The organism is Streptomyces sp. DSM 106670, assembly GCF_055792845.1.
The window spans coordinates 6868947-6892538 of sequence record NZ_CM147704.1 but is presented as its reverse complement, the minus strand read 5'-3'; the positions used below and the strand labels follow the sequence as shown (position 1 = coordinate 6892538).

Here is a 23592-nt window from a genome sequence, read left to right as displayed (position 1 = left end):
GGAGCGCACGAGAGAAGGAGAACCCCATGACGGCCGAGCAGGACGGCGATCGCGACGGCACCCCGGAGGTCGCGCCGAGCCCCGCCGACTGGGTCGCCCGGCAGGCCGAGCTCTACGAGTCCTCCGGCGGCACGAAGGGCACCACACAGCTCGGGGTGCCGTGTCTGCTGATGGATTACGTGGGGCGGCGCAGCGGGACGGTGCGGCGCACGGTGCTGATGTACGGGCGGGACGGCGAGGACTATCTGATCGTGGCGTCCAACGGCGGCTCGGACCGGCCGCCGCTGTGGTATCTGAACCTCCAGGCCAACCCGGACGTCGAACTGCGGGTGAACACCGAGCGGTTCGGGGCGGTCGCGGCGACGCTGCCGGCCGAGGAGAAGGCGCGGGTCTGGCCGGGTCTGGTGGAGCTGTTCCCGCGCTACGCGCAGTATCAGGCGGGCACCGAGCGGGACATCCCGGTGGTGCGGCTGACGCGGAGCTGAACCGGCGGGCGGGGAGCCCTTATGACGCGTCGTCCGGAACCGTAAACTCCGCGATCATGACTATGGAAACGGTTCAGGCCGACCCGTCCGCCCTCGGCGGCCCCGCTCTCTTCGACACCATGTCCACGATGCGCGCCATGCGCCGCCTCAAGCCCGACGCGGTGCCCGAGGAGACGGTCGAGCAGCTGATACAGGCCGCCGTCTGGGGTCCCAGCGGCGGCAACATGCAGTGTTACGAGTACGTGGTGGTGACCGACCGCGAGGTGATGGCGCGGCTCGCCCCGCTGTGGAAGCGGTGCGTGGACGCGTATCTGGCGACGACCGGGAAGTACGCGCCCGAGGGCATGGACGAGGCGGCGTACGGCCGGATGGTCGCGGCGATCGAGTATCAGCGCGACCACTTCGCCGACACCCCGGTGCTGATCGTGCCGTGCTACCGGTTCCCCGAGCCGCGGCTGGACGAGGAGGGTCTCGCCGCCTCGGCGCGGGCGCTCGGCCCGGCGGGCACGGAGCACATGATGACCACGCAGACCCGTTTCCAGGCGCTGGCCGAGGGCTCCTGCGTCTATCCGGGGGTGCAGAACCTGCTGCTCGCGGCCCGGGGGCTGGGGCTCGCCGCGAACATCACCATCTGGCATCTGATGCTGGAGCAGGAGTGGAAGAAGGAGCTGGGCATCCCGGAGGACATGGCGACGTTCGCCGCCGTTCCGGTGGGGTGGCCCGCGGGCAACTTCGGGCCCGTGCGGCGCCGCCCGGTCGCGGATGTCATCCACCGCGACCGCTGGTAGCGGCAGAGCCCGCGTCAACCGGTACCGACACCCCTGTCGGGTGACGCTCGATGTCACCCGACAGGCTCAGCGGTCCGGGTAACTCCCGTGAATTTGCAGGATGTTGCCAGCCGGATCGGCCATTCACCCCTTTGTCATGTCCCACTCACATCGATAGCCTGGCCGGGTTCGGCATCCCTCTGGCCCACCCGGGCCCGAGGGCTTTTTACTTCCTCCCACGGAGCAGGAGCCCCCATGCCCCCACGCACCGCCGCCCGCACCCGGGCCCGCGTCTGCGCCCTGGCCGTCCTCACCGCCACGGCCCTCCTCGCGACCGGGCAGCCCTCGAACGCCGCCGCGCACGCGGACACGGCCGACCCGGTGAACCGCGCCTTCGCCGAAGCGGCGCACGCGTACGACGTACCGCGCGATCTGCTGGCCGCCGTCGGCTACGGCGAGTCCCGGCTGAACGGTCACGGCGGAGAGCCCAGCCAGGCGAACGGCTACGGCGTGATGCACCTGGCGAGCAACCCCGTCAACCGCTCGCTGGAGAAGGCCTCCGAGCTGACCGGCGAGAGCGCCGCCCGGCTGCGCCGGGACACCACGGCCAACATCCTCGGCGGCGCGGCCGTCCTGCGCGACCACGCCGACGCGCTCGGCCTGGACGCCGCCGAGCGCCGGGACGTCGACTCCTGGTACCAGGCGGTGGCCCGCTACAGCGCCGCCGAGGGCCAGGCCGCCGCGCTCTACGCGGACACCGTGTTCACCTTCCTCGCCGAGGGCGTGACCGCGGAGGTGCCCGGCGGCGAGGAGGTCCTCGTGCCCGCCCGGCCGGTCGACCCGGACAAGGGCGAGCTGTCGGCCTCCGACGTCTACGTCCAGAGCGAGGACTACCCCTCGGCCCGCTGGGTGCCCGCGTACTCCGGGAACTACGTCGTCGACCGCAAGGCCACCGTCGACAAGGTGATCATCCACACCACCCAGGGCTCCTACGCCGGCTCCATCAGCTGGTACCAGAACCCGGAGTCGAAGGTCAGCGCGCACTACACGATCCGCTCGTCGGACGGCGAGGTCACGCAGTCGGTGCGGGAGAAGGACACCGCCTGGCACGCCGGCAGCGTCAACTCCTCGTCCGTGGGCATCGAGCACGAGGGCTACGTCGACAACCCGGCCTGGTACACGGAGGCCATGTACCGTTCCTCGGCCGCTCTGACCAAGCACCTCGCGGCGCGGTACTCCATCCCGAAGAACCGGTCGCACATCATCGGGCACAGCGAGGCGCCCGGCGCCACGCACACCGACCCCGGCCCCAACTGGGACTGGAACCACTACATGGAGCTGATCGACGGCGACCCCGGCAGCGGCGGTGACGGCCTGACCTTCCCCGTGTACTCGACCCAGCAGTCCGGCTCCTCGGGCCCGCAGGTCTCCGCCGTCCAGACGCTGCTCACCGCGCAGAAGTACCAGCCGGGCACGGTGGACGGCCAGTTCGGCGCCGCCACGAAGAGCGCCGTGCAGGCGTTCCAGCAGGACCGTTCGCTCGGCGCCGACGGGATCGTCGGCCCGAAGACCTGGACGGCCCTGCTGTCGGCCGGCTCGACCCCGGTGCTGAAGCAGGGCAGCTCGGGCGAGCCGGTGAAGCGGCTCCAGCGGGCCCTGACGGCGGCGCTCGGCACCACCGTCAACGCCGACGGCAGCTTCGGCCCGGCCACGCTCACCGCGGTACGCAGCTACCAGGACACCCGCGGTCTGGAGGTCGACGGCGAGGTGGGCCCGGCCACCTGGAAGGCCCTGCAGAGCGGAAAGTGAGCCCGGACCCGGGCGGGACTCTCCACCGTACGGAGAGACCGCCCGGGGCCCCGGTCGCCCGCATCCGGGCCACGCGCCCCGGATGCCCCGCCGCTACTCCCCCGCGCCGGCCGGATAGCCGATCTCCTTGATGTCCTCGGCCAGTTCGGCGGGCACCCGCTCGGGGTTGAGTGCGGTGATCACCTCGTCGGTAAGCGGCCGCAGCGCGTAGACATGCCGTACGGCGTCGAGGTCGACGGGGACGTCGAAGTAGTCCTCGGCCCACTCCTGGTACGACTCGGGGGTGCCCGTGACCAGCAGCTGGAAGAGCCAGTCCGCGCCGTCGGAGTCCTCGCCGTCCTCCGGGAACTCGATACTGCCCGCCCGCCAGCGGTCGTCGCCGCTCTCGCGCCAGAGGCAGGCGGTGACCACCGGCAGACCGAACTCGTCGCTGAACGACGGCTCTTCCACGTAACGGCGGAACACCGCGGGCACCTCGTCGAGCACCCCGGGCCAGGGGCCGTCCTCCACGTACGGGCTCATCGGCGACTCGTGGTCGAAGCCCCGTACGTACGCCCCGTCGGCGGAGAGGACCACGGAGTACTCCCCGCCCGACCCGTCCCGCATCGAGGCCATCTGCTCCGTGGGCGACCACCGCGCGTCGAAGGCGTGCCAGCGGCTGTCCCACTCCGGGCAGAGGATCGCGTCGAGCATCGCCAACGAACGGCAGAGATCGGTGAGGACGGATATGCCCGGCAGCCTGCGGGCCACGTCGTGAACGCTCATACGCTCATCCAACCGCACCGGAGGACGGCACTCCGCACGCGCACCCCCATGAGCGGTCCGGGCAGACTGTCCCGATGGACGCCGAACACCCTCTCGCCCCGCCCCGTCTGCGTGCGCTGGAACATGTCGCCGCGCTGTCCTCGGGCGCTCCGCTGGACGCCGGACTGCGCGTCACCCTGAACTTCCACCCCGACCGTACGGTGGCGGGGCGGCCGATCCTGGAACGGCTGGGCAAGGACGGTCTGTACGTCTCCCAGTTCGTGACCGGCACCAGCAACGGCGGGCTCACCGCCCGCCCCGGCGGTGACCGGTGGCGCTGGGAGAGCCGGATCTTCGGCGGCGCGTACGACCGGGCCGGCCCCGCCGAACGGCCCGTCTACGGGGCGCTGGACGTGCGGCGCGCCTCCTTCGGCGCCGCGCCCCGGTTCGGTTCGGCGCACTTCCGGCTGACGGCGGACGTCCTCGGCTCGGCCACCTTCTGCTACCCGGACAGCGCGGCCGAGCCCGAGCACTTCGGGGTCGCGGCCCGGATGTCGGGGCTGGTCGAGCTGGCGGCGGCGGACCGCCGTGACGCCCTGGACGACTACATCGAGGCGCAGATCCACGCCCCGGTCCGGCTGGAGAGCGATGTGGAGGCGCTCGTGCTCGACCCGGCGTTCCGGGGCACGGCGGTGGAGGCCGCGGCCGGGCGGCTGCCGTGCCCGGTCGAGTGGCACGAGGGGTTCCGGCTCGGCGTCGACGAGCTGCGCCGCCGGCCCGGCTTCCGGGGGCCGGAGTACGTCGAACTCGGCGCGGCCCTCGCGGTCGACGGGTATCTGGACGCCCGGATCATCGGCGACGCGGCACGTGCCGGGGGCCATGCGGAGCAGGACCTGAAGAAGGTCTGGCATCTGCTGGCCCGGTTCGGGCGGACGGCGGCGAGCCTTCCGGCCGGGGGCTGACGGGGAAGGGCCCGCACCCTCCGGGGAGAGTGCGGGCCCAGGACGCGTCAACAGGTCGCGTCAGCAGGTCACTTCAGGCCGAAGGCCCGGATGATCTCCTGGTCGACGACGAGCCCGCCGGGGCCCTCCGCGTGCGCCTTGAGCGAGACCGAGGCCGCGCCCTTCGACGGGGTGCGGAACTTCGCGGTCCACTCGCCGCTCTTCTTCTTCCGGAGGTCCACCTCGGTCCAGTGCTTGCCGTCGTCGTAACTGACCGACAGTGACGCCTTGTTCGCCTTCACCGCGCCCGGCAGCCATTCCTGGGTGCCGGAAGAGAGGCCGACCTCCGTCGTACGGCCGGCCCGGACGTCGCCCGCCAGGTCGGTGTCGACGGCGTAGTCCAGCTGGAGCATCGGGATGTCGGCCTGGAACGGGCCGCCCTCCGTCAGCGCACCGGAGACGAAGCCCCACTCGGAGTGGGTACGGGTCGACGTCTTCCAGGTCTCCGCGTCCCGCCGCGAGTCGATGACCAGGCGGTAGGGCAGCTTCTCGGTGGAGAGGTCACCGATGTAACCGGCCCGGCCCGCGCCCTTCTTGAGCTCCTTGTCGCCCTGGTAGAAGGCGTACGAAGTGGTGTCGTACTCGTTCTCCGGCATCGAGCCGGAGTGGCCCGCGCCCGCGTCCGTCCACGGGGTGATGTTGAACTGGAGGTCGTCGTAGACCGTGCGGAACGGGCCCCAGTAGGCGGTGCCCAGACGCGGCCGGGTCACCGGGGCGAACCACTCGGCGCGGTAGTCCTTGCCCGCCCGGTAGTCCAGCTCGGTGCTGCGCATCTCGTGTGCCCGGTCGGACTGTTCGGCGTTGAGGACCGAGTGGTTCTCGTACCAGAACGAGTCGCCCGGCAGCGGGTTGACCCACTCGGTGCGGACGTCGGGGAACTGCTCGTACTCCTCGAAGCCGAGGCCGGGACCGTAGTCCGGGATGTCGTAGCGGTAGCCGCCGCCGAGCGTCTTCTTGTGGCCGTAGAAGGTGTTCTCCACCTTCGCCAGCTGCCGGGCCGAGGGGGCGAAGGCCAGCGAGCGGTCCGGGATCGTGCCGTCGTGGCGGTCCACCAGGTCGTACAGGTAGTCCGCGAACCTCTTCTGGTCGACCTGGACCTTCTTGCCGCGCTGGGCCGCCCGGATCAGCGTCTCGCCCGCGGAGGCCTGGACGGAGGCGACCGGGATGGTGGTCTGCTCGCCGTACGGGGTGTAGCTCTCCATCGCCACACCGCGTCCGTCGTTGACGACGAACAGCGCCTCGGCTCCGGCGTCCAGTGCGGCCGCCAGGCGTTCGGCGGGGGTGACGTCGGCGCTGCGGGTGATCACGACGGCCTTGCCGCGCGCGTTCACGCCCCGGTAGTCCGCCGGCGCGCCCTTGCCCGCGTACACCGCGTTCAGCTTCTGCCGACGGTCCTCGGCGGTCGCCGCGCCGCCCTGGACGAAGACCGGTACGTCACGGCCGTCGGCCTCGACGTCGATCAGCTTCTCGCCCTGCCGCCAGCGGGTCAGGAAGCTGAAGCTGCCCTGGGTGACCTTCTTGGTGGGGCTCGCCCACAACTGGTCGTAGGTGAGGGGTATCTGGTACGCGTCGCGCTGGACGGTGCCGTCCGGGGCGGTGCGTGCCATGTCGTAGCGGAGCTGGCGGGTCTCGGTCTCCTTCGGGGTGCGCACGCTCACCTTGCGGGCCTTGGAGGCGTCGAGGGTGACGGTGGTGGAGCCGGTGAGGATCGTCTCGGGGGCCGCGAGGAACGCGACGGCCTTGGAGTCGGGGCGGTCGCCGTCGATGTCCACGGAGGCCCAGGCGGTGTAGTTGCCCGGCGGCAGCCGCAGCGTGGTCCCGCCGCCGCTGACCTGGACGAGGCCGAGCTGCGGATCGCCCAGCTCGCCGAGGACGACCAGGCCGTCCACCGGCTTGCCCGACCGGTCGCGGAGCTTCAGCGTCAGGTCGTGCAGCTCCTTCTCCTTGGTGAGCGCGAAGCCGGTGTGCGCGACCGTCGTGCCCGCCGCGTCGGTGGCGACGACCTGGCCGGAGAAGGTCGTGTCGTTGGCGACCTTCGCCGGGTCCAGGGACAGGACCGCCTCGGCGGTGCCGCCCGCCGGGACGGTCAGCTGTCCGGTGGAGAGCGTGTAGGCGGCCTCGTCCGTGTCGGTGGCCAGGTTCAGCGTCACGTCCGCGTCACCCGTGTTGCGGTAGGTGATGGTGCGCTCGGCGACCTCGTCGGACGGGCTGTGCGGCCAGGCGTAGGAGGCGACCTCGACCGAGCCGGGGGCCTCGATCGTGGTGTCGATCGCCGCCTTCACATCGAGCCGGCCGGTGCCCTGCTCGTACGGGGTGTACGCGTCGAGCCTCTTGGACGAGGTCATCAGCGCGTCCTTGATGCGCTGACCGGTCCAGTCGGGGTGACGCTGCTTCAGGATGGCGGCCGCGCCCGCGACATGGGGCGTGGCCATCGACGTACCGGACATCGAGCGGTACATGCCCTCGGTGCCGGGCACGGACTGCGAGGCGGCGGCGTTGATGTCGACGCCGGGGGCCGAGAGGTCGGGCTTCAGTCCGTGGGAGCGGACGAGCGGGCCCATGGAGGAGAAGTCGGCGCGGCCGTCCTGCTTGTCGACGGCGGCGATGGTGAGCGCCTGCTCCGCCGAGCCGGGCGAGCCGATCGTGCCCGCCCCGTACGCGTTGCCGGCCGCGATCACGAACAGCGGACCGCCGTCGGCCGAGAGGGAGTTGACGGCCTGGGACATCGGGTCGGTGCCGTCGTCGGGCACCGGGGAGCCGAGGCTCATGGAGACGATGTCGGCCCCTTCGGCCTTCGCCCACTCCATGGCCTCGATGATCCCGGAGTCCGCGCCGGAGCCCTCGTCGCTCAGGACCTTGCCGACGAGCAGGTCGGCGGCCGGGGCGACGCCCTTGTTCGCGCCGTCGGACGCGGCGCCGGATCCGGCGATGGTGGAGGCGACGTGGGTGCCGTGGCCGTGCTTGTCGTCGACCTCCTCGCCCGGGACGAAGCTGCGGGAGCCGACGAGGCGGTCCTTGACGTCCGGGTGGTCGGCGTCGATGCCGGTGTCCAGGACGGCGACCTTGGCGCCCTTGCCGTCGAAGCCGTCGGCCCACGCCTGCGGGGCGTTGACCTGCGGCACCGAATCGCTGAGCAGCGCCTCGGAGCGCCCGTCCAGCCAGAGCTTCGCGATCCCGCCGTCGAGCGAACGGGCGCTCGGGGTACGGGTGATGGCGTCCCAGAACGTGCGTGCATCGTCCTTGTCGGCGGTGAGCGCGGCCCCGTGGATCGAGGCGAGGGTGCGGACCTTCTTCGCGCCGCGCGGGGCGGCGGGCAGGACCTTGGCGCGCGCGGGCGGATAGGTGGCGATGACCGGGATGGCGCCGCTGCCCTCGTCGTCGTACCCCATCCTGACCAGGGCCGAGACGTTGAAGAGCCGGCGGTCCAGGGTGCCCGCCGCGATCAGCGTGGTGGCCTCGTCGGGCAGGACGTACACGTCGTCGCCCGCCTGCTGGACGCGGACGCCGCCGCTCGCGCCGTCGGGGCGGTCCACGGTGACGGTGTCCTGGTCGCCGGGGCCGTCGACGTACCGCACGACGTCGCCGGTGACCAGGGTGACGGTGTGGCTCTCGGTGCGCGGGGCGGAGCGCGGGGCGTCGGCGCCCGGCAGCGGGGCCGCGCCGGCGGGGCCCGCACCGGCGAAGGGGACCAGCATGCCGCCCAGGAGGGCCGCCGAGGTCGCCAGGAGCAGGGCTCTGCGTCCTGGGCGAGCGGATCTCGCCCGGCCGGAAACGGAGGAGGGGGAAGAAGTCATGCAGCTGATCTACCGGTAAATCCGGGGTGATCGCTGCGTTCGGGGCGGGCGGGAAACCGCCGTGGCGGTAACCCGCCCGAGGTGGACGGGGTGTTGACGGGCGTTTCAGGCCACCTCAGGCCACCGAGGCGAGCGGCTGTCCGCTGCTGTCGTGGTGGATGGGCGTGTGGGCCCCGGTGAGCGGTACGCCGCTGCCGCCGCGCCGGACCGCGACGATCTCGGCGGCGATGGACAGGGCCGTCTCCTCCGGCGTACGGGCGCCGAGGTCGAGGCCGATCGGCGAGTGCAGCCGGGCCAGTTCGCGGTCGGTGAGGCCGACCTCGCGGAGCCGGTCGTTGCGCTCCAGGTGGGTGCGGCGCGAGCCCATCGCGCCGACGTAGGCGACCGGGAGGCGCAGGGCGGCCTCCAGGAGCGGTACGTCGAACTTGGCGTCGTGGGTGAGGACGCAGAGCACGGTACGGGCGTCGGTGGTGGTGCCGGCGAGATAGCGGTGCGGCCAGTCGACGACGATCTCGTCGGCCTCGGGGAAGCGGGCCGCGGTGGCGAAAACGGGTCGGGCGTCGCAGACGGTGACCCGGTAGCCGAGGAACTTCCCGGCCCGCACGAGCGCGGCGGCGAAGTCGATGGCGCCGAACACGATCATGCGGGGCGGCGGCACGCTGGACTCGACCAGGAGCTCGATGGGCCGGCCGCAGCGCGAGCCCTCCGCGCCGATGGCGAGCGGCCCGGTGCGGCCCGCGTCGAGCAGGGCGCGGGTCTCGGCGGCGGCGGTCCGGTCGAGCGCCGGGTGGCCGCCGAGCCCACCCTCGTAACTGCCGTCGGCGCGGACCAGGAGCGGGAGTCCGAGCAGTTCCTCGGGCCCGTCCGTGATCCGTGCCAGCGCGGCCGCCGACCCCTCCGCGGCGGCCGCGAGCGCTGCGGCGAACACCGGGCGGGCGGGGTCGTCCGCCCGTACCGGTGTCACCAGGATGTCGATGACGCCGCCGCAGGTCAGGCCGACCGCGAAGGCGTCCTCGTCGCTGTAGCCGAACCGCTCGCGGACGGGGCGTCCGTCCTCCATGGCCTGTTGGCACAGCTCGTATACGGCCCCCTCCACGCATCCGCCGGACACCGAGCCGATGGCCGTGCCGTCGCGGTCGACCGCGAGGGCGGCGCCGGGCTGCCGGGGCGCGCTGCCGCCGACCGCCACCACGGTGGCGACGGCGAACTCGCGTCCCTGCGAGACCCACCGGTGCAGCTCTTCGGCGATGTCCAGCATGGCGTGTCTCCTTAGGCTGAAGGGGAGGGGGCTCGGGTGCGTCAGTGGACGCCCAGCCAGCTCTCGATCGGGTTGAGGGCGAAGAAGACGATGAAGATCACCGTCAGCCCCCACATGAAGGCCCCGACCTCGCGGGCCCGGCCCTGGGCGAGCTTGATGGCGCTGTACGCGATGACACCCGCGGCGACACCGGTGGTGATGGTGTAGGTGAAGGGCATCAGGACCACGGTCAGGAAGACCGGGATGGCGACCGAGCGGTCGCCCCAGTCCACGTGCCGGGCGTTCTGCATCATCATCGCGCCGATGACGACGAGGGCGGCGGAGGCCACCTCGGTCGGCACGATCGCGGTGAGCGGGGTGAAGAAGAGGCAGGCGGCGAAGAAGAGGCCGGTGACGGCGGAGGCGAGCCCGGTCCGGGCTCCTTCGCCGACGCCGGTGGCCGATTCGACGAAGACCGTCTGGCCGGAGCCCGAGGCGACACCGCCGATGACACCGCCGGCGCCGTCGATGAACAGCGCCTTGGACAGGCCGGGCATGCGGCCCTTGTCGTCGGCGAGCTTGGCCTCGGTGCCGACGCCGATGATGGTGGCCATCGCGTCGAAGAAGCCGGCCAGCACCAGGGTGAAGACGATCATGCCGACCGTCATCACGCCGACGTCGCCCCAGCCGCCGAACTCGACGTTCCCGAAGAGCGAGAAGTCGGGTGTGGAGACCGCGCTGCCCTCCAGCTCCGGCGGGCCGCTGCTCCACGACTTGGGGTCGATGTCGACGATCGCGTTGATGACGATCGCGATCAGGGTGCCGACGACGATGCCGATGAGGATCGCGCCGGGGATGTTGCGCGCCTGGAGCATGAAGATGAGGAGCAGGGTCACGCTGAAGATCAGGACGGGCCAGCCGGCCAGTTCACCGGCCGGGCCGAGCGACACGGGGGTCGCGCCGGCGCCCTTGTGGACGAACCCGGCCTTGAAGAGGCCGATGAAGGCGATGAAGAGCCCGATGCCCATGGTGATGCCGTGCTTGAGCGCGAGCGGAATCGCGTTCATGATCATCTCGCGGAGGCCGGTGACCACCAGGAGACAGATCACCACACCGTAGATCACACACATGCCCATGGCCTGCGGCCAGGTCATGTTGGGCGCGACCTGCGAGGCGAGCACACCGGAGACGCTGAGTCCGGCGGCGAGCGCCAGGGGCACCTTGCCGACGAAGCCCATGAGGAGGGTCGTCGCGGCGGCCGCGAGGGCGGTGGCGGTGATCAGGCCGGGCTGGCTGAGGAGGTTGCCGTTGACGTCCTCCCCGCCCAGGATCAGCGGGTTGAGCAGGAGGATGTACGCCATGGCCATGAAGGTCGTGACGCCGCCGCGCACCTCGCGCGCGACCGAGGATCCTCGTTCGGATATGTGGAAGTACCGGTCGAGCCATGATCTTCCGGCGGGGATGCGCGAGCCGGGGCCCGCACCTTCCGGACTGGTCTTCGGTTCCACTGACTGCTGGGTCATGATGCCTGACTCCCAAGGTTCACAGGGGCACCCGCTTGGAGATTCCTGAATGCGGGATTTGGGATGACTGCGTCGGCTGCACGACCCGGGGACGGCCGGGACGGACTGTTGAAGCAGAACGGATGTGCCGGCGGCACGGATGATCCGTGAGGCGCGGCCGTGCTCTCGGGCACGGCGGTGAAGAACCGCGAGCGGTGCGGTACTTGGGCCTCCGGGCGGCGCGGGGTGCGGAAAAGTGTGACGTTCTCGGCTCTGCGCACCGCCCGGAGAGTTCGGGGGGGGACCGCTCGGAGGCTGCCGGGTGACGACCGGTGGGAGGTCACCCGGCAGGCTCTCAGGTGCTGGTGAGGTGTTCGGGCCGCACCGGTGTCCTGTTGAGCTCAAGACCCGTCGCGTTCCGGATCGCCGCGAGGACGGCCGGGGTGGACGACAGGGTGGGGGCCTCGCCGATGCCGCGCAGCCCGTACGGGGCGTGCTCGTCGGCGAGTTCGAGCACGTCGACCGGGATCGTCGGCGTGTCGAGGATGGTGGGGAGCAGGTAGTCCGTGAAGGACGGGTTGCGCACCTTCGCGGTCTGCGGGTCGACGATGATCTCCTCCATCACCGCGACGCCCATGCCCTGGAGCGTGCCGCCCTGGATCTGGCCGAGGACGGAGAGCGGGTTGAGCGCCTTGCCGACGTCCTGGGCGCAGGCCAGTTCGATGACCTTGACCAGGCCGAGCTCGGTGTCGACCTCGACGACCGCGCGGTGCGCGGCGAAGGAGTACTGGACGTGGCCGTTGCCCTGTCCGGTACGCAGGTCGAACGCCTCGGTGGGGCGGTGGCGCCACTCCAGCTCGATGTCGATCGCCTCGTCCTCCAGGACGTCGGCCACATCGGCGAGCACCTCGCCGCCGTCGGTGACGACCTTGCCGCCCTCCAGGAGGAGCTCGGCGGTGGCCCAGGCCGGGTGGTAGGTGCCGAACTTGGTGCGGCCCAGCTCCAGGACCTTCTCCCGTACGGCTTCGCAGGAGTTCTTGACCGCGCCGCCGGTGACGTACGTCTGGCGGGAGGCGGAGGTGGATCCGGCGGAGCCGACGCGGGTGTCGGCGGGGTGGATGGTGACCTGGTTGACGCCGAGTTCGGTACGGGCGATCTGGGCGTGCACGGTGACGCCGCCCTGGCCGACCTCGGCCATCGCGGTGTGCACGGTCGCGACCGGCTCGCCGTTGATGACCTCCATCCGCACCCGGGCGGTGGAGTAGTCGTCGAAGCCCTCGGAGAAGCCGACGTTCTTCAGACCGACCGCGTAGCCGACACCGCGCACGACGCCTTCGCCGTGGGTGGTGTTGGAGAGCCCGCCGGGCAGCGCCCGGACGTCGATGGAGGTGCCCTCGCTGCCCGCCGCCAGCCACTGCTGCTCGGGCGGCAGCGGCCGGGACTTGACCCGGCGCAGCAGCTCGGCGACCGGGGCCGGCGAGTCGCAGGGCTGTCCGGTGGGCAGCAGGGTGCCCTGCTCCATGGCGTTGAGCTGCCGGAACTCCACCGGGTCCAGGTCCAGCTTCGCGGCGAGCTTGTCCATCTGCGCCTCGTAGGCGAAGCACGCCTGGACCGCGCCGAAGCCGCGCATCGCGCCGCAGGGCGGGTTGTTGGAGTAGAGGGCGATCGCCTCGATGTCGACGTCCTCGATCTTGTACGGGCCGACCGAGAGCGAGGAGGCGTTGCCGACGACCGCCGGGGAGGCGGAGGCGTAGGCCCCGCCGTCCAGGACGATGCGGCACTTCATGTGCGTGAGCTTGCCGTCCTTGGTGGCGCCGTGCTCGTAGTGGAGCTTCGCCGGGTGCCGGTGGACGTGTCCGAAGAAGGACTCGAACCGGTTGTAGACGATCTTGACGGGCTTGCCGGTGCGGAGCGCCAGCAGGCAGGCGTGGATCTGCATCGAGATGTCCTCGCGGCCGCCGAAGGCCCCGCCGACGCCGGAGAGCGTCATGCGGACCTTGTCCTCGGGCAGGCCGAGGACGGGGGCGATCTGGCCGAGGTCCGAGTGCAGCCACTGGGTGGCGACGTACAGTTCGACGCCGCCGTCCTCGGAGGGCACCGCGAGGCCGGACTCCGGGCCGAGGAAGGCCTGGTCCTGCATGCCGAAGGTGTACTCGCCCGTGACGATGACGTCGGCGCGCTCGGCGGCCTTGTCGGCGTCGCCGCGGATGATCGGCTGCCGGTGCACGATGTTGGGGTGCGGGACATGGCCGATGTGGTGGTCGTCGCGGTTCTCGTGCACGAGCACGGCGTCCGGGGCGGTCGCCGAGGCCTCGTCGGTGATGACGGGCAGCTCGCGGTACTCGATCTTGATCTTGGCGGCGGCGCGGCGGGCCGTCTCCGGGTGGTCGGCGGCCACGATGGCGACCGGCTCACCGTGGTGGCGGACCTTGCCGTGGGCGAGAACCGGCGTGTCCTGGATCTCCAGGCCGTAGTTCTTCATCTCGGCGGGCAGGTCGTCATAGGTCATCACGGCGTAGACGCCGGAGGTGGCGAGCGCCTCGGAGGTGTCGATGGAGACGATCTCGGCGTGCGCGACGGTGGAGCGCAGCGTCTGGCCCCAGAGCATGTCCTCGTGCCACATGTCGGAGGAGTACGCGAACTCTCCGGTGACCTTGAGGGTGCCGTCGGGGCGGAGCGTGGACTCGCCGATGCCGCCCTTGGTGGGCGAACCCTGAGTGATCTTGGTGGGTGTGCCGGCCGGTACGTTCTGGGCCTTCGGCATCGTGGCCGCGGGGCGCGCGGTGGCTTCGGGGCGCGTCGTCATGACTGGACCGCCTCTTCCTGGCGGGCGGCCGCGAGGCGGACCGCGTCGAGGATCTTCTCGTAACCGGTGCAGCGGCACAGGTTGCCGGAGAGCGCCTCGCGGATGTCCTGGTCGGACGGCGAGGGGGTGTTCTCCAGCAGCTCGTCGGCGGCGACCAGCAGGCCGGGGGTGCAGAAGCCGCACTGGACGGCTCCGGCGTCGATGAACGCCTGCTGGATCGGGGAGAGCTCGACGGCCTCGCCGGTCTGGCCGTCGGTGGGCTTGGACTGCCAGCGCTTGGCGGCGTCCAGGGTGGTGCCGCAGGATCCGGCGGCGCAGCCGCCACCGGGGTGGGCGTCCTCGCGGTGCTTGGCGTAGTCGGCCAGGCCCTCGACGGTGACGACCTCGCGGCCCTCGACCTGACCGGCGGCGACCAGGCAGGAACAGACCGGGACACCGTCCAGACGGACCGTGCAGGAACCGCACTCGCCCTGCTCGCAGGCGTTCTTGGAGCCGGGCAGGCCCATGCGCTCACGCAGGACGTACAGGAGGGACTCGCCCTCCCACACGTCGTCGGCTTCCTGCTGACGGCCGTTGACCGTGAAATTGACTCGCATGGTTACGCAGCTCCTTCCAGCGTGCGGCCCGCGCCGCGGTACTGCTCCCAGGTCCAGCCGAGCGTGCGGCGGGCCATGATGCCGACCGCGTGCCTGCGGTACTTCGCCGTGCCGCGTACGTCGTCGATCGGGTTGCAGGCGCCGGACGCGAGGGCGGCGAACTGCTTGGCGATCGCGGGAGTGATGATCTTGCCGTTCTCCCAGAACCCGCCCTCGTCGAGCGCGGCGTTCAGGAACTCCTCGGCCTCCTTGGCCCGGACGGGCGTCGGGGCGGCGGAGCCGATGCCGGTGCGCACGGTGCGGGTCTCGGGGTGCAGGGCGATCCCGAACGCGCAGACGGCGATGACCATGGCGTTACGGGTGCCGACCTTGGAGTACTGCTGCGGTCCGTCGGCCTTCCTGATGTGCACGGCGCGGATCAGCTCGTCCGGCTCCAGGGCGTTGCGCTTGACCCCTGTGTAGAAAGCGTCGATGGGAATCAGCCGCGTGCCGCGTACGGATTCGGCCTCGACCTCGCAGTCGGCCGCGAGCAGGGCCGGATGCGCGTCACCGGCCGGCGAGGCGGTGCCGAGGTTGCCGCCGACGCCGCCGCGGTTGCGGATCTGCGGGGAGGCGACGGTGTGCGAGGCGAGCGCCAGACCGGGCAGCTCGGTGCGCAGGTGCTCCATGATGCTGCTGTACGGCACGGAGGCGCCGAGCCGCACGCTCTCCTGGCCCACCTCCCACTCGGACAGCTCACCGATGCGGTTCAGGTCCAGGAGGTACTCGGGCCGCCGGTGGTCGAAGTTGATCTCGACCATCACATCGGTGCCGCCCGCGATGGGCACAGCCGTGGGGTGCTCGGCCTTGGCGGCGAGCGCCTCCTCCCAGCTGGCGGGGCGAAGGAAGTCCATGAGTGGCTCTCTTCTCAATCGGGTCGTTCGCCGGGGCCGGGGGACGGCCTGCCCTGACTGGCTCGTTCATGTGGTGTTCACGTGGTGTGTGGCCCAGTACACAAGCCCAGCCCCTGCCGGTGCAGTCACCGAAACACTGAAGGAGTTGGCTGGTGTCCGTCCTCGTCTTGTAGATTCGAACGAATGGCGGGGATCAGTAACCTCACCGCAATTCACAGATACCCGCTCACCCCACTGCTCTCCACCTCACGACCTCCTTCCCCCCTCCCCTTTCACCTGCTCCCTCTACGGAAAGATCGGCGGCGACGAGATGCGGCTGCGCGCACTGCTGGAGACCGACGCGCTGGGCCTGCGGCTGCTCGGCGGCGAGGACGAGCTGGACCGCACGGTCCGGGGCGTCATGACGACCGACCTGCGCGACCCCAGCCGCTATCTCTCCGGCGGTGAACTGGTGCTCACGGGCCTCGCCTGGCGCCGGGACGCGGCGGACTCCGAGCCGTTCGTCCGGATCCTGGCGGGCGCCGGGGTGGCCGGTCTCGCGGCCGGCGAGGCGGAGCTCGGCGACATCCCCGCCGATCTGGTCAAGGCCTGCCTCCACCACCGCCTCCCCCTCTTCGCCGTGCACGAGACCGTGGCCTTCGCAACGATCACCGAGCACGTCGTCCGCCAGGTCTCCGGCGAGCGGGCGGGCGATCTGGCCGCCGTGGTGGACCGGCACCGCCGGCTGATGACCTCGGGCCCGGCGGGCGGCGGCCCCGAGGTGGTCCTGGACCTCCTCACCTCCGACCTGGACCTGCGGGCCTGGGTCCTCTCCCCCACCGGCCGCCAGATCGCCGGGGCGGGCGCCCCGCTGCCCGGTCCGCTGGGCGCGGCGCTGGCCGGGCACCACCTGGGCGCGACCCGTACCGGCCGCCGGGGTCCGTACCGGGCGGCGGTCGCCGGTACGACGTATTCGCTCTTCCCGATCCGGAACACCGGCCGGGGCGCGGTGCCGGCCGCCCGCGACGTACGGGAGTCGGTGCTCTCCGACTGGCTGCTGGCGGTCGAGGCGGACGCCTCGGACTGGCCCGCCGCCCGGCTCGACCTGCTCCAGGGCGTCACCCAGCTGATCGCGGTCGAGCGCGACCGCCGCGACGCGGCCCGTACGGTGCGCCGCAGGCTCGCCCAGGAGGTCCTGGAGCTGGTCCAGGCGGGCGCCGCGCCCGCCGAGATCGCGGCCAGGCTGCGGGTGGCCGCACCGGTCCTGCTGCCCGGCCTCGGCGTGGCCCCGCAGTGGCAGGTCGTGGTGGCCCGGGTCGACTGGAGCGCCTCGGGCCAGGGGGCCGCCGCGGGCGACATCGCGAGCGGTCCGGTGGCCCAGGCGCTGCTGGAGGAGATCCTCGTCGACCCGGCGGTCAGCGGGCCCGACTCCGCCGACCGGATCGCCGTCGCCCACACGGGCGAGGAGGCCATCGCCCTGGTGCCGCTGCCCACGGTCGTCACCGTGCCGGCGGAGTCCGGTGAGGGCGGGGAGGGCGATGCGGCGCGGGCGGACGGCGAGGACGCCGACGCCCTGGCCGGGGAGCCCGGGCTGCACGCCGACGCGCTGCTCGCCTCCGTACGCGAACCGCTCTCGGCGGGGCTCGCCGACGACGGCCGGCTGACACTCGGTGTCAGCGCGGCCGTGCATTCCGCCGAAGGGCTGCGCGGGGCGCTGGAGGAGGCCCGGCACGCCCGCCGGGTGGCCGCGGCCCGTCCGGGGCGGGTCTGCGCGGCCGGTCACCACGAACTGGCCTCGCACGTGCTGCTGCTGCCGTTCGTCCCCGACGATGTGCGGCGCGCCTTCACCGCCCGGCTGCTGGACCCGCTGCGCGACTACGACCGGCGCCACCGGGCGGAGCTGATCGAGACGCTGGAGGCGTTCCTGGACTGCGACGGGTCCTGGACCCGCTGCGCGGCCCGGCTGCACCTGCACGTCAACACACTGCGCTATCGCGTCGGACGAATCGAGCAGTTGACGGGGCGTGACCTTTCGCGCCTGGAGGACAAGCTCGACTTCTTCCTCGCCCTGCGCATGAGCTGATCTTCCGGCCGCGCACGGGGTCCGGCGGGGCACCGTCGCACTCCGACCGATTGTGAAATCTTTCACCTGACATTGTCCGGACCCCTTGGCCCGGCGTGCCATTCCATGCTGTGATGCGCCGTACCCAACAGCACAATGGCGCGCTCGGGGAGGGCAATGTGGCGCATACCGCCATGTCTGGTTCCGGAACGACAGCAGATGACGATCCGCCGCTCCAGACCGCGGTATGGCGGCTGCGGTCACGCGCCTGCTGGACGGACGCGGCCGCACTGCTGGAGCACCACGCGCACACCGATCCGGCGGCGGCGCTCCAGCGCACCGCCCTGCTGACCGAGCGCTGTCTCTACACCGGGCAGGGCTGGACCGACGCCGAGGACGCCCTGCGCACGGCGGAGGCCATCGCCCGCGGCGACGACGAGCGCGGCGCTGCCGCCTCCGAGCGGGGCCATCTGGCGTACGCCTCGACCCTCCTGGCGGTACGGGACCGGTCCGACGAGGCGAGCGTGGCGCTGAGCCGGTCGGCCGCGCTGCTGGCCCCCGCGTCCCCGGCCCGGCCGCTGCTGGACTTCCGGCGCGGGCTGATCGCGCAGAACATCGCGGAGTCGCCGGAGTCGGCGCGCGCCGCGTTCCGCCGGGCGCACGCCGGTGCGGCGGCCCGGGGCGACGAACTGCTGCTGTCGTCCACCTGGCGGCATCTGGCCGCGCTGGCGCTACGCGAGGGCGAACTCGCGGAGGCCCGGCACGGCTTCGCGGAGTCGCTGCGGATCCGGGAGGAGCTGGGGTTCCTGGTCGGTACGGCCCCGGCCCTGATCTCCCTCGCGGAGGCGGCGGAGGAACCGGAGGCGGCCCGGCTGCGCGCCGAGGCCGGCCGGCTGTTCCGGCTGCTGGGCGGTGTGCCGACCTGGCTGGCCCCGTATCTGGGGCCGCCCGCGCCGCGCACCGCGCAGGCGAGCTGAGCGGACGGTACGAGGGCGGGCGCGGTGGGCCGTCCCGGTCAGCCGCGTCCGGTCAGCCGCCGGTCCGGTCGTCGACCGGGTCCCCCGGCTGCCACCGCGCGTCGGTCCAGTCCGGCTTCGGGACCGGGCGCGGTGGAGCGGGCGGCGGGTTCGGGCCCCGGTTGGGGTTCTGCGGTACGACGGTGGCCCCGGAGCCCGAGCCGCCGCCGTCCCGGCGCGGCGGGATCACCGGTGTCTTCGGCGGTACGGGCCTGCTGGTGCGCGGCACGGGCAGGGGCGCATCGGGCGTGGACCGGGGCGGTGTGGTGGGCGGAGCGGTCGTCGCGGGGGCGGTGGTGGCGCTCGGCGAGGCGCTGGGACTCGGGCTCGCGCTCTCCTCGCTCGCGCCGGGCGTCGGCGTGGCGGAGGCGCTCGTGGCGGACGGCGTCGGGGCCTCGGGCGTACGGTCGTCCGCCCCGTCCGAGCAGCCCGCGAGCCCCGTGACCAGCGCGGCCGCCGCCATGGCCGCCGCCACCGGGCCCCGCGGTCGTCTTCGTGCCTTCGCCGTACCCGTCATGTCCCGCCCCTGCTTCCCGTGCTTCCCGTACGCCTCGTGCGTCCCCTGGGCACCACGGGGAAACGATCATGTCCGCGCGGTGCGGGCACACCCTGTCCGGCGGGGCGGAGGCCCTCAGCGGTCCGTCCGGGTCAGCCGTCGGCGCCGGTGAAGTGTTCGCGGACCAGCGACTGGACGACGTTCAGGTCCTGGGCGATGAGGGCGTCGAGCAGGGCGGTGTGCTCGGAGGCGTCCGCCAGCAGGTCGGCCCGGCGGGTGGCCGGGTTGGAGACCAGCGGCCACTGGGAGCGCCGGTGCAGTTCGTCGGCGACGCTCACGAGCTGCTCGTTGCCCGACAGGGCGAGGACCGCGCGGTGGAAGGCCCGGTCCGACTCGGCGTAGGCGGCCCGGTCGCCCACGGCCGCCGCCGTGACCGTGGCCTCCGCGAGCGGGCGCAGGACGCTCCAGCGGTGCGCCGGAACCGTACGCGCCAGGCTCAGCATCACCGGTACCTCGATCAGCGCCCGCACCTCGGCCAGCTCGGCCAGCTCGCGGGGGCCGCGTTCGCTGACCCGGAAGCCGCGGTTCGGCACGACCTCGACGGCGCCCTCGACCGCCAGCCGCTGCATGGCCTCACGCACCGGCGTGGCGGAGACCCCGAAGCGGGCGCCGAGGGCGGGGGCGGAGTACACCTGACCGGGCACCAGCTCGCCGTCGACGAGGGCGGCGCGCAGGGCGTCCAGGATCTGGCCGCGTACGGAGTGGCGCTGGACGGCACGCGGCGCGGGAGGCTCACTGTGGGTGTGCTCGCCCCGGGCCTGTTCCGGCACCCGGCCTTCCGGAATCCGTCGCTCCGCCGGGGCGTGCGGGAACACTCCGGGGGCGTACGCCGGACGTGCGCCCTCACGCGCGCTGCCCTGCTCCACCCGGACCTCCTCCACCTGCCGCGGGCCGACTCGCGTACGCCGGACCTCCTGTGCACGATAGATGCAGGAGGCTGCAGTTCAAACATCGATGGCGTCGGGTAAGGTAAGCCTTACCTGCAAACGATCCCGATTCGGTGGTCCCCTGCATGACCCTCTCCCCGCCGTTCACCGGCACCGCGACGTCCCCCGTGACCGCCGCGTACGCCCGTCTGACCGAGGTGTTCCCCGGTCTGCGGGCCGACGTGCTCGACGGCGACGCCGTCGCCCCGTCCGGCGCGGGCTGGGTCGGCGCGGCGGAGCTGGCCGCCGGAGGCTCCGCCGTGGACACCTTCCTGGCCTGGGACAACGCCCAGGTGCTGCGCGACTACGGCCAGCAGGCCCGCCCGGACGTGGTGGCCAGCTTCGGTCTGCACCGGTACGCCTGGCCCGCCTGTCTGCTGGTGACGATGCCCTGGTTCCTGCAGCGCCGGGTGCCCCGGATCCCGGTCGAGGACGTGGCCTTCCAGCGGGCGCTCGGGCACCTGACCGTGCGGGTCCGGGAATTCGCCTGTCTGCCGGACGACCCGGCGGCCTCGCTGCCCGGGGCCCGGGTGGTCGCGGACGAGGCGGCGCTGCGGGCCGAGGTCCTGGCCTCCCTGACCGAGCACCTCGCTCCGGTGCTGGAGGGCTTCGGACCCCGCATGCGGCGCGGCAAGCGCGCCCTGTGGGGGATGGCGACGGACGAGATCGTCGAGGGCCTCTGGTACATCGCGCACCTGCTGGGCGAGGAGCGCCGGGCGATGGCCGAGCTGGAGCTGCTGCTCCCCGGCACCACCAAGCCGTACGCCGGCGCCGCCGGCTTCCGTGAACTGACCGGGCCCGACGGCCGGTCGCTGCCGACCCGGGACCGGGCGAGCTGCTGCCTCTTCTACACCCTGCGCCCCGAGGACACCTGCGTGACCTGCCCGCGTACCTGCGACGCCGACCGGGTGCGCAAGCTCGCGGCAGCTTCCTGATCCACACCGCCCGTCCGGATGACGTGGAATCGAACGCAACTCGGCCCGACCGGGCGGCTGTTCGAGAAGATTCCACCCATCGATAGCCTCTCCCACCCCCATGGCGTGCTCTTGTCCCGAAACCACCGGAGCGGGACGGGAATTCCGTCACGATGGCGCACGAAACGCCCTACGTGACGCAAGGGACCGCGCATGAGACTGACCGACATATCGCTTGACTGGCTGCTTCCGGGCGCCGTACTGCTCGTGGGAGTCATGGCGGCGGTGACGGTGGTCGCACGCGGCAAGCGTGCCGCCGGCAAGGCCGCGGCCGACGACTCCTGGGAACGCAGCGAGGAACGCCGCAGACGCAAGGAAGCGCTGTACGCCACCGCCAGTTACGTCCTGCTGTTCTGCTGCGCGGCGGTCGCCGCCGCGCTCTCCTTCCACGGGCTCGTCGGCTTCGGCCGGCAGAACCTGAATCTCACCGGAGGCTGGGAGTATCTGGTCCCGTTCGGACTGGACGGCGCCGCGATGTTCTGTTCCGTGCTGGCCGTACGGGAGGCGAGCCACGGAGACGCGGCTCTCGGCTCCCGGCTGCTGGTGTGGACGTTCGCCGGGGCCGCCGCCTGGTTCAACTGGGTGCACGCCCCCCGGGGCATGGACCACGCCGGTGCTCCGCACTTCTTCGCGGGGATGTCCCTCTCGGCCGCGGTGCTCTTCGACCGCGCGCTGAAGCAGACCCGCCGCGCCGCGCTGCGCGAACAGGGCCTGGTGCCCCGTCCGTTGCCGCAGATCCGGATCGTCCGCTGGCTGCGGGCGCCCCGGGAGACCTTCGGCGCCTGGTCGCTGATGCTCCTGGAGGGCGTCCGCACCCTGGACGAGGCGGTGGACGAGGTGCGGGAGGACCGCAGGGAGCGCGAGCAGGACCGGCTGCGCCGACGCGACCAGGAGAAGCTGGACCGGGCCCGCATCAAGGCCCTGAACCGGCAGAACCGGGTCTGGGGGCGCGGCGGCCGGACCGGGCAGCAGGTGGACGTGCCCGCCCTCACCCCGGCCTCGGGCGGCGCACCGGCCGTCGCGGAGCCCGCCATAGCAGAGCCGGGTCAGCTGCCTCTGCGACCCCGGCCATCCCTGCAAGCCGTCGGCCCGAAGCAGGCGGCGGACGGTTCGAGCTCGAAGAGCCTGGACGCGCCGAACCAGGGAAGTGACCCGCGGACCGTCGACCTCACCGCGGAGGACGACACCCAGGCACTCCCCCGGCTCGACTCGCTGGAACAGAAACTGAAGGATCTGGAGCAGCAGTTCGGCTGATCGCGCCTCGCGGCGGAGGGCCCCTCAGGGCCTTCCGCCGTGCAGTTCGAACCAGACGACCTTGCCCAGGGCCTGTGCCTCCACGCCCCAGGCGTCGGCCAGGCTCCGGACCAGGATCAGGCCCCTGCCGTGCGTACCGTCGTCGGCGTTCGGTACGTACGGCGCGGGCAGATCCTCCGAGGCGAAGTCCTGTACCTCCACCCGCAGTCGGGCGGAGGTCGCCGTGGCGGTGACCACGGCCCCGTGCCGGGTATGGATGAGGGCGTTGGTCACCAGCTCGCTCACCAGCAACTCCGCCGCGTCGGTCTGCTCCTGGCCGGAGCGATGTCGGAGGAACTCCCGCAGCTCCCTGCGCACTTCCCCCACCGCCGACCGTTCGGTGTGGCCGACCCTTCGGCGCATCCGGGCCGGCAGCGGCGCCTCACCCGGTCTCCGCCCCCGGGGGCCGCGCCCCTCGACGGCCGTGGTCCTCTTCTGGCGCTTCGTCATTTCCCCCGCCCGCACAGTGAACCGACCTCCTTCACTCAGGCCGTCCGTCGAACAGCCTCACGGGATGCATGCCCCTGTACGCACACGGTCACGCTTGTCGACTCATCAATAAGTGAACGGTCGGGAGCGGCGAGGGGCGCACGGAACATCCCACCCGCGCACGCCATCACCACATAGGCGCAGCTCCGGTTAACGTCCGGCGAATACACCCGAGTTGGCGTTGACGACCCGACTTCTACGCGCGTCATCATGATGGCATGCGCATCCCCCCACGCATCACCCGGCTCGGCGGCTCGGCCGCCCTCCTGTCCCTTCTCCTCGCCTCGGGCCCGGTCACGGCCCAGGCCGCCACCCCGGCGACGACCTCCACCACCGCCTACTCCGCGACCGCGTTCCGGGCCGCGGCGGTCGGCAGCATCTGCTACTCCGCGCTGCCGTCCCAGGCGCACGACACCCTGGATCTGATCGAGCAGGGCGGGCCGTTCCCGTACGAGCAGGACGGCACCGTCTTCCAGAACCGCGAAGGCCTCCTGCCGGGTCAGTCCACCGGCTACTACCACGAGTACACGGTCATCACTCCGGGCTCCCCGAACCGTGGCGCCCGCCGGATCGTCACCGGCGAGCAGGTGGAGGAGGACTACTACACCGCCGACCACTACGCCTCCTTCGATCTGGTCGACCACGACTGCTGACCCCGCTTCC

Annotated in this window: 19 protein-coding genes; 9 read left to right on the top strand and 10 right to left on the bottom strand. The window is 72.2% G+C overall.

Going from position 1 to position 23592, the window contains the following annotated elements; all coding sequences use genetic code 11:
• The first annotated feature begins 26 nt into the window (after positions 1–26).
• The 3 genes from ACSMXR_RS30490 to ACSMXR_RS30480 all read left to right on the top strand — a co-directional run bounded on the left by ACSMXR_RS30490 (position 27) and on the right by ACSMXR_RS30480 (position 3061).
• Positions 27–485 (top strand): nitroreductase family deazaflavin-dependent oxidoreductase, encoded by a 459-nt coding sequence (locus ACSMXR_RS30490; protein ID WP_137234074.1) that lies wholly within the window; start codon positions 27–29, stop codon positions 483–485.
• 56 nt (positions 486–541) lie between these two features.
• A complete protein-coding gene (locus ACSMXR_RS30485; RefSeq protein ID WP_137234075.1) occupies positions 542–1273 on the top strand; it encodes a nitroreductase family protein in 732 nt (243 codons plus the stop codon).
• Between the two features lie 234 nt (positions 1274–1507).
• Positions 1508–3061, top strand: a complete 1554-nt coding sequence (locus ACSMXR_RS30480) for a peptidoglycan-binding protein (protein ID WP_473170346.1) — start codon at positions 1508–1510, stop codon at positions 3059–3061.
• A 93-nt stretch (positions 3062–3154) separates the two neighbouring features.
• Here ACSMXR_RS30480 and ACSMXR_RS30475 read toward each other — a convergent pair whose 3' ends face one another.
• Positions 3155–3826, bottom strand: coding sequence for a hypothetical protein (locus ACSMXR_RS30475; protein WP_381793525.1), 672 nt, complete (start codon positions 3824–3826; stop codon positions 3155–3157).
• A 74-nt stretch (positions 3827–3900) separates the two neighbouring features.
• Between ACSMXR_RS30475 and ACSMXR_RS30470 the strand changes: the two genes are divergently transcribed.
• A complete protein-coding gene (locus tag ACSMXR_RS30470) occupies positions 3901–4767 on the top strand; it encodes a DUF3626 domain-containing protein (RefSeq protein ID WP_473170345.1) in 867 nt (288 codons plus the stop codon).
• Positions 4768–4835: 68 nt separating this feature from the next.
• Here the strand turns inward: ACSMXR_RS30470 and ACSMXR_RS30465 are convergent, their stop codons facing one another.
• The 6 genes from ACSMXR_RS30465 to ACSMXR_RS30440 all read right to left on the bottom strand — a co-directional run bounded on the left by ACSMXR_RS30465 (position 4836) and on the right by ACSMXR_RS30440 (position 15634).
• Positions 4836–8501 (bottom strand): S8 family serine peptidase, encoded by a 3666-nt coding sequence (locus ACSMXR_RS30465; protein ID WP_473172465.1) that lies wholly within the window; start codon positions 8499–8501, stop codon positions 4836–4838.
• A 214-nt stretch (positions 8502–8715) separates the two neighbouring features.
• Complete coding sequence (locus tag ACSMXR_RS30460; RefSeq protein WP_137234080.1) at positions 8716–9858, bottom strand: XdhC family protein; 1143 nt, start codon at positions 9856–9858, stop codon at positions 8716–8718.
• Between the two features lie 41 nt (positions 9859–9899).
• The gene (locus ACSMXR_RS30455; protein ID WP_137234081.1) at positions 9900–11360 is read right to left on the bottom strand and encodes an NCS2 family permease; all 1461 of its coding nucleotides are present in this window, start codon (positions 11358–11360) and stop codon (positions 9900–9902) included.
• 334 nt (positions 11361–11694) lie between these two features.
• Positions 11695–14145: a xanthine dehydrogenase family protein molybdopterin-binding subunit gene (locus ACSMXR_RS30450; RefSeq protein WP_137234082.1), complete on the bottom strand. Its 2451-nt coding sequence runs from the start codon at positions 14143–14145 to the stop codon at positions 11695–11697.
• Positions 14142–14741, bottom strand: a complete 600-nt coding sequence (locus tag ACSMXR_RS30445) for a (2Fe-2S)-binding protein (RefSeq protein ID WP_137234083.1) — start codon at positions 14739–14741, stop codon at positions 14142–14144. The genes ACSMXR_RS30450 and ACSMXR_RS30445 overlap by 4 nt, the downstream gene beginning before the upstream one ends.
• A gap of 2 nt (positions 14742–14743) precedes the next feature.
• On the bottom strand, positions 14744–15634 hold the full coding sequence (locus tag ACSMXR_RS30440; RefSeq protein ID WP_137234084.1) for an FAD binding domain-containing protein: 891 nt from the start codon (positions 15632–15634) through the stop codon (positions 14744–14746).
• 310 nt (positions 15635–15944) lie between these two features.
• Here ACSMXR_RS30440 and ACSMXR_RS30435 point away from each other — a divergent pair, with 310 nt between their 5' ends.
• Both ACSMXR_RS30435 and ACSMXR_RS30430 read left to right on the top strand, forming a co-directional pair.
• Entirely contained in the window at positions 15945–17696 is a 1752-nt protein-coding gene (locus ACSMXR_RS30435; protein ID WP_137234085.1) for a PucR family transcriptional regulator ligand-binding domain-containing protein, read from the top strand.
• 173 nt (positions 17697–17869) lie between these two features.
• The gene (locus ACSMXR_RS30430) at positions 17870–18652 is read left to right on the top strand and encodes a hypothetical protein (RefSeq protein ID WP_137234086.1); all 783 of its coding nucleotides are present in this window, start codon (positions 17870–17872) and stop codon (positions 18650–18652) included.
• 52 nt (positions 18653–18704) lie between these two features.
• Here the strand turns inward: ACSMXR_RS30430 and ACSMXR_RS30425 are convergent, their stop codons facing one another.
• Positions 18705–19208, bottom strand: a complete 504-nt coding sequence (locus tag ACSMXR_RS30425; protein WP_137234087.1) for a hypothetical protein — start codon at positions 19206–19208, stop codon at positions 18705–18707.
• A gap of 131 nt (positions 19209–19339) precedes the next feature.
• Positions 19340–20113 (bottom strand): GntR family transcriptional regulator, encoded by a 774-nt coding sequence (locus ACSMXR_RS30420; RefSeq protein WP_473170344.1) that lies wholly within the window; start codon positions 20111–20113, stop codon positions 19340–19342.
• 146 nt (positions 20114–20259) lie between these two features.
• Between ACSMXR_RS30420 and ACSMXR_RS30415 the strand changes: the two genes are divergently transcribed.
• On the top strand, positions 20260–21108 hold the full coding sequence (locus ACSMXR_RS30415; protein ID WP_137234089.1) for a (2Fe-2S)-binding protein: 849 nt from the start codon (positions 20260–20262) through the stop codon (positions 21106–21108).
• A 192-nt stretch (positions 21109–21300) separates the two neighbouring features.
• Positions 21301–22401 (top strand): DUF2637 domain-containing protein, encoded by a 1101-nt coding sequence (locus tag ACSMXR_RS30410; RefSeq protein WP_218524274.1) that lies wholly within the window; start codon positions 21301–21303, stop codon positions 22399–22401.
• Between the two features lie 24 nt (positions 22402–22425).
• Here the strand turns inward: ACSMXR_RS30410 and ACSMXR_RS30405 are convergent, their stop codons facing one another.
• Complete coding sequence (locus tag ACSMXR_RS30405; protein WP_137234102.1) at positions 22426–22803, bottom strand: ATP-binding protein; 378 nt, start codon at positions 22801–22803, stop codon at positions 22426–22428.
• 344 nt (positions 22804–23147) lie between these two features.
• Here ACSMXR_RS30405 and ACSMXR_RS30400 point away from each other — a divergent pair, with 344 nt between their 5' ends.
• The gene (locus ACSMXR_RS30400) at positions 23148–23582 is read left to right on the top strand and encodes a guanyl-specific ribonuclease (protein ID WP_137234091.1); all 435 of its coding nucleotides are present in this window, start codon (positions 23148–23150) and stop codon (positions 23580–23582) included.
• Positions 23583–23592: the final 10 nt, after the last annotated feature.

Bases quoted from the DNA above. Each gene is read 5' to 3' on its own strand.
- ACSMXR_RS30490 (WP_137234074.1), top strand. From the start codon at position 27: ATGACGGCCGAGCAGGACGGCGATCGCGACGGCACCCCGGAGGTCGCG.
- ACSMXR_RS30485 (WP_137234075.1), top strand. From the start codon at position 542: ATGACTATGGAAACGGTTCAGGCCGACCCGTCCGCCCTCGGCGGCCCC.
- ACSMXR_RS30480 (WP_473170346.1), top strand. From the start codon at position 1,508: ATGCCCCCACGCACCGCCGCCCGCACCCGGGCCCGCGTCTGCGCCCTG.
- ACSMXR_RS30475 (WP_381793525.1), bottom strand. From the start codon at position 3,826: ATGAGCGTTCACGACGTGGCCCGCAGGCTGCCGGGCATATCCGTCCTC.
- ACSMXR_RS30470 (WP_473170345.1), top strand. From the start codon at position 3,901: ATGGACGCCGAACACCCTCTCGCCCCGCCCCGTCTGCGTGCGCTGGAA.
- ACSMXR_RS30465 (WP_473172465.1), bottom strand. From the start codon at position 8,501: ATGCTGGTCCCCTTCGCCGGTGCGGGCCCCGCCGGCGCGGCCCCGCTG.
- ACSMXR_RS30460 (WP_137234080.1), bottom strand. From the start codon at position 9,858: ATGCTGGACATCGCCGAAGAGCTGCACCGGTGGGTCTCGCAGGGACGC.
- ACSMXR_RS30455 (WP_137234081.1), bottom strand. From the start codon at position 11,360: ATGACCCAGCAGTCAGTGGAACCGAAGACCAGTCCGGAAGGTGCGGGC.
- ACSMXR_RS30450 (WP_137234082.1), bottom strand. From the start codon at position 14,145: ATGACGACGCGCCCCGAAGCCACCGCGCGCCCCGCGGCCACGATGCCG.
- ACSMXR_RS30445 (WP_137234083.1), bottom strand. From the start codon at position 14,741: ATGCGAGTCAATTTCACGGTCAACGGCCGTCAGCAGGAAGCCGACGAC.
- ACSMXR_RS30440 (WP_137234084.1), bottom strand. From the start codon at position 15,634: ATGGACTTCCTTCGCCCCGCCAGCTGGGAGGAGGCGCTCGCCGCCAAG.
- ACSMXR_RS30435 (WP_137234085.1), top strand. From the start codon at position 15,945: ATGCGGCTGCGCGCACTGCTGGAGACCGACGCGCTGGGCCTGCGGCTG.
- ACSMXR_RS30430 (WP_137234086.1), top strand. From the start codon at position 17,870: ATGTCTGGTTCCGGAACGACAGCAGATGACGATCCGCCGCTCCAGACC.
- ACSMXR_RS30425 (WP_137234087.1), bottom strand. From the start codon at position 19,208: ATGACGGGTACGGCGAAGGCACGAAGACGACCGCGGGGCCCGGTGGCG.
- ACSMXR_RS30415 (WP_137234089.1), top strand. From the start codon at position 20,260: ATGACCCTCTCCCCGCCGTTCACCGGCACCGCGACGTCCCCCGTGACC.
- ACSMXR_RS30410 (WP_218524274.1), top strand. From the start codon at position 21,301: ATGAGACTGACCGACATATCGCTTGACTGGCTGCTTCCGGGCGCCGTA.
- ACSMXR_RS30405 (WP_137234102.1), bottom strand. From the start codon at position 22,803: ATGCGCCGAAGGGTCGGCCACACCGAACGGTCGGCGGTGGGGGAAGTG.
- ACSMXR_RS30400 (WP_137234091.1), top strand. From the start codon at position 23,148: ATGCGCATCCCCCCACGCATCACCCGGCTCGGCGGCTCGGCCGCCCTC.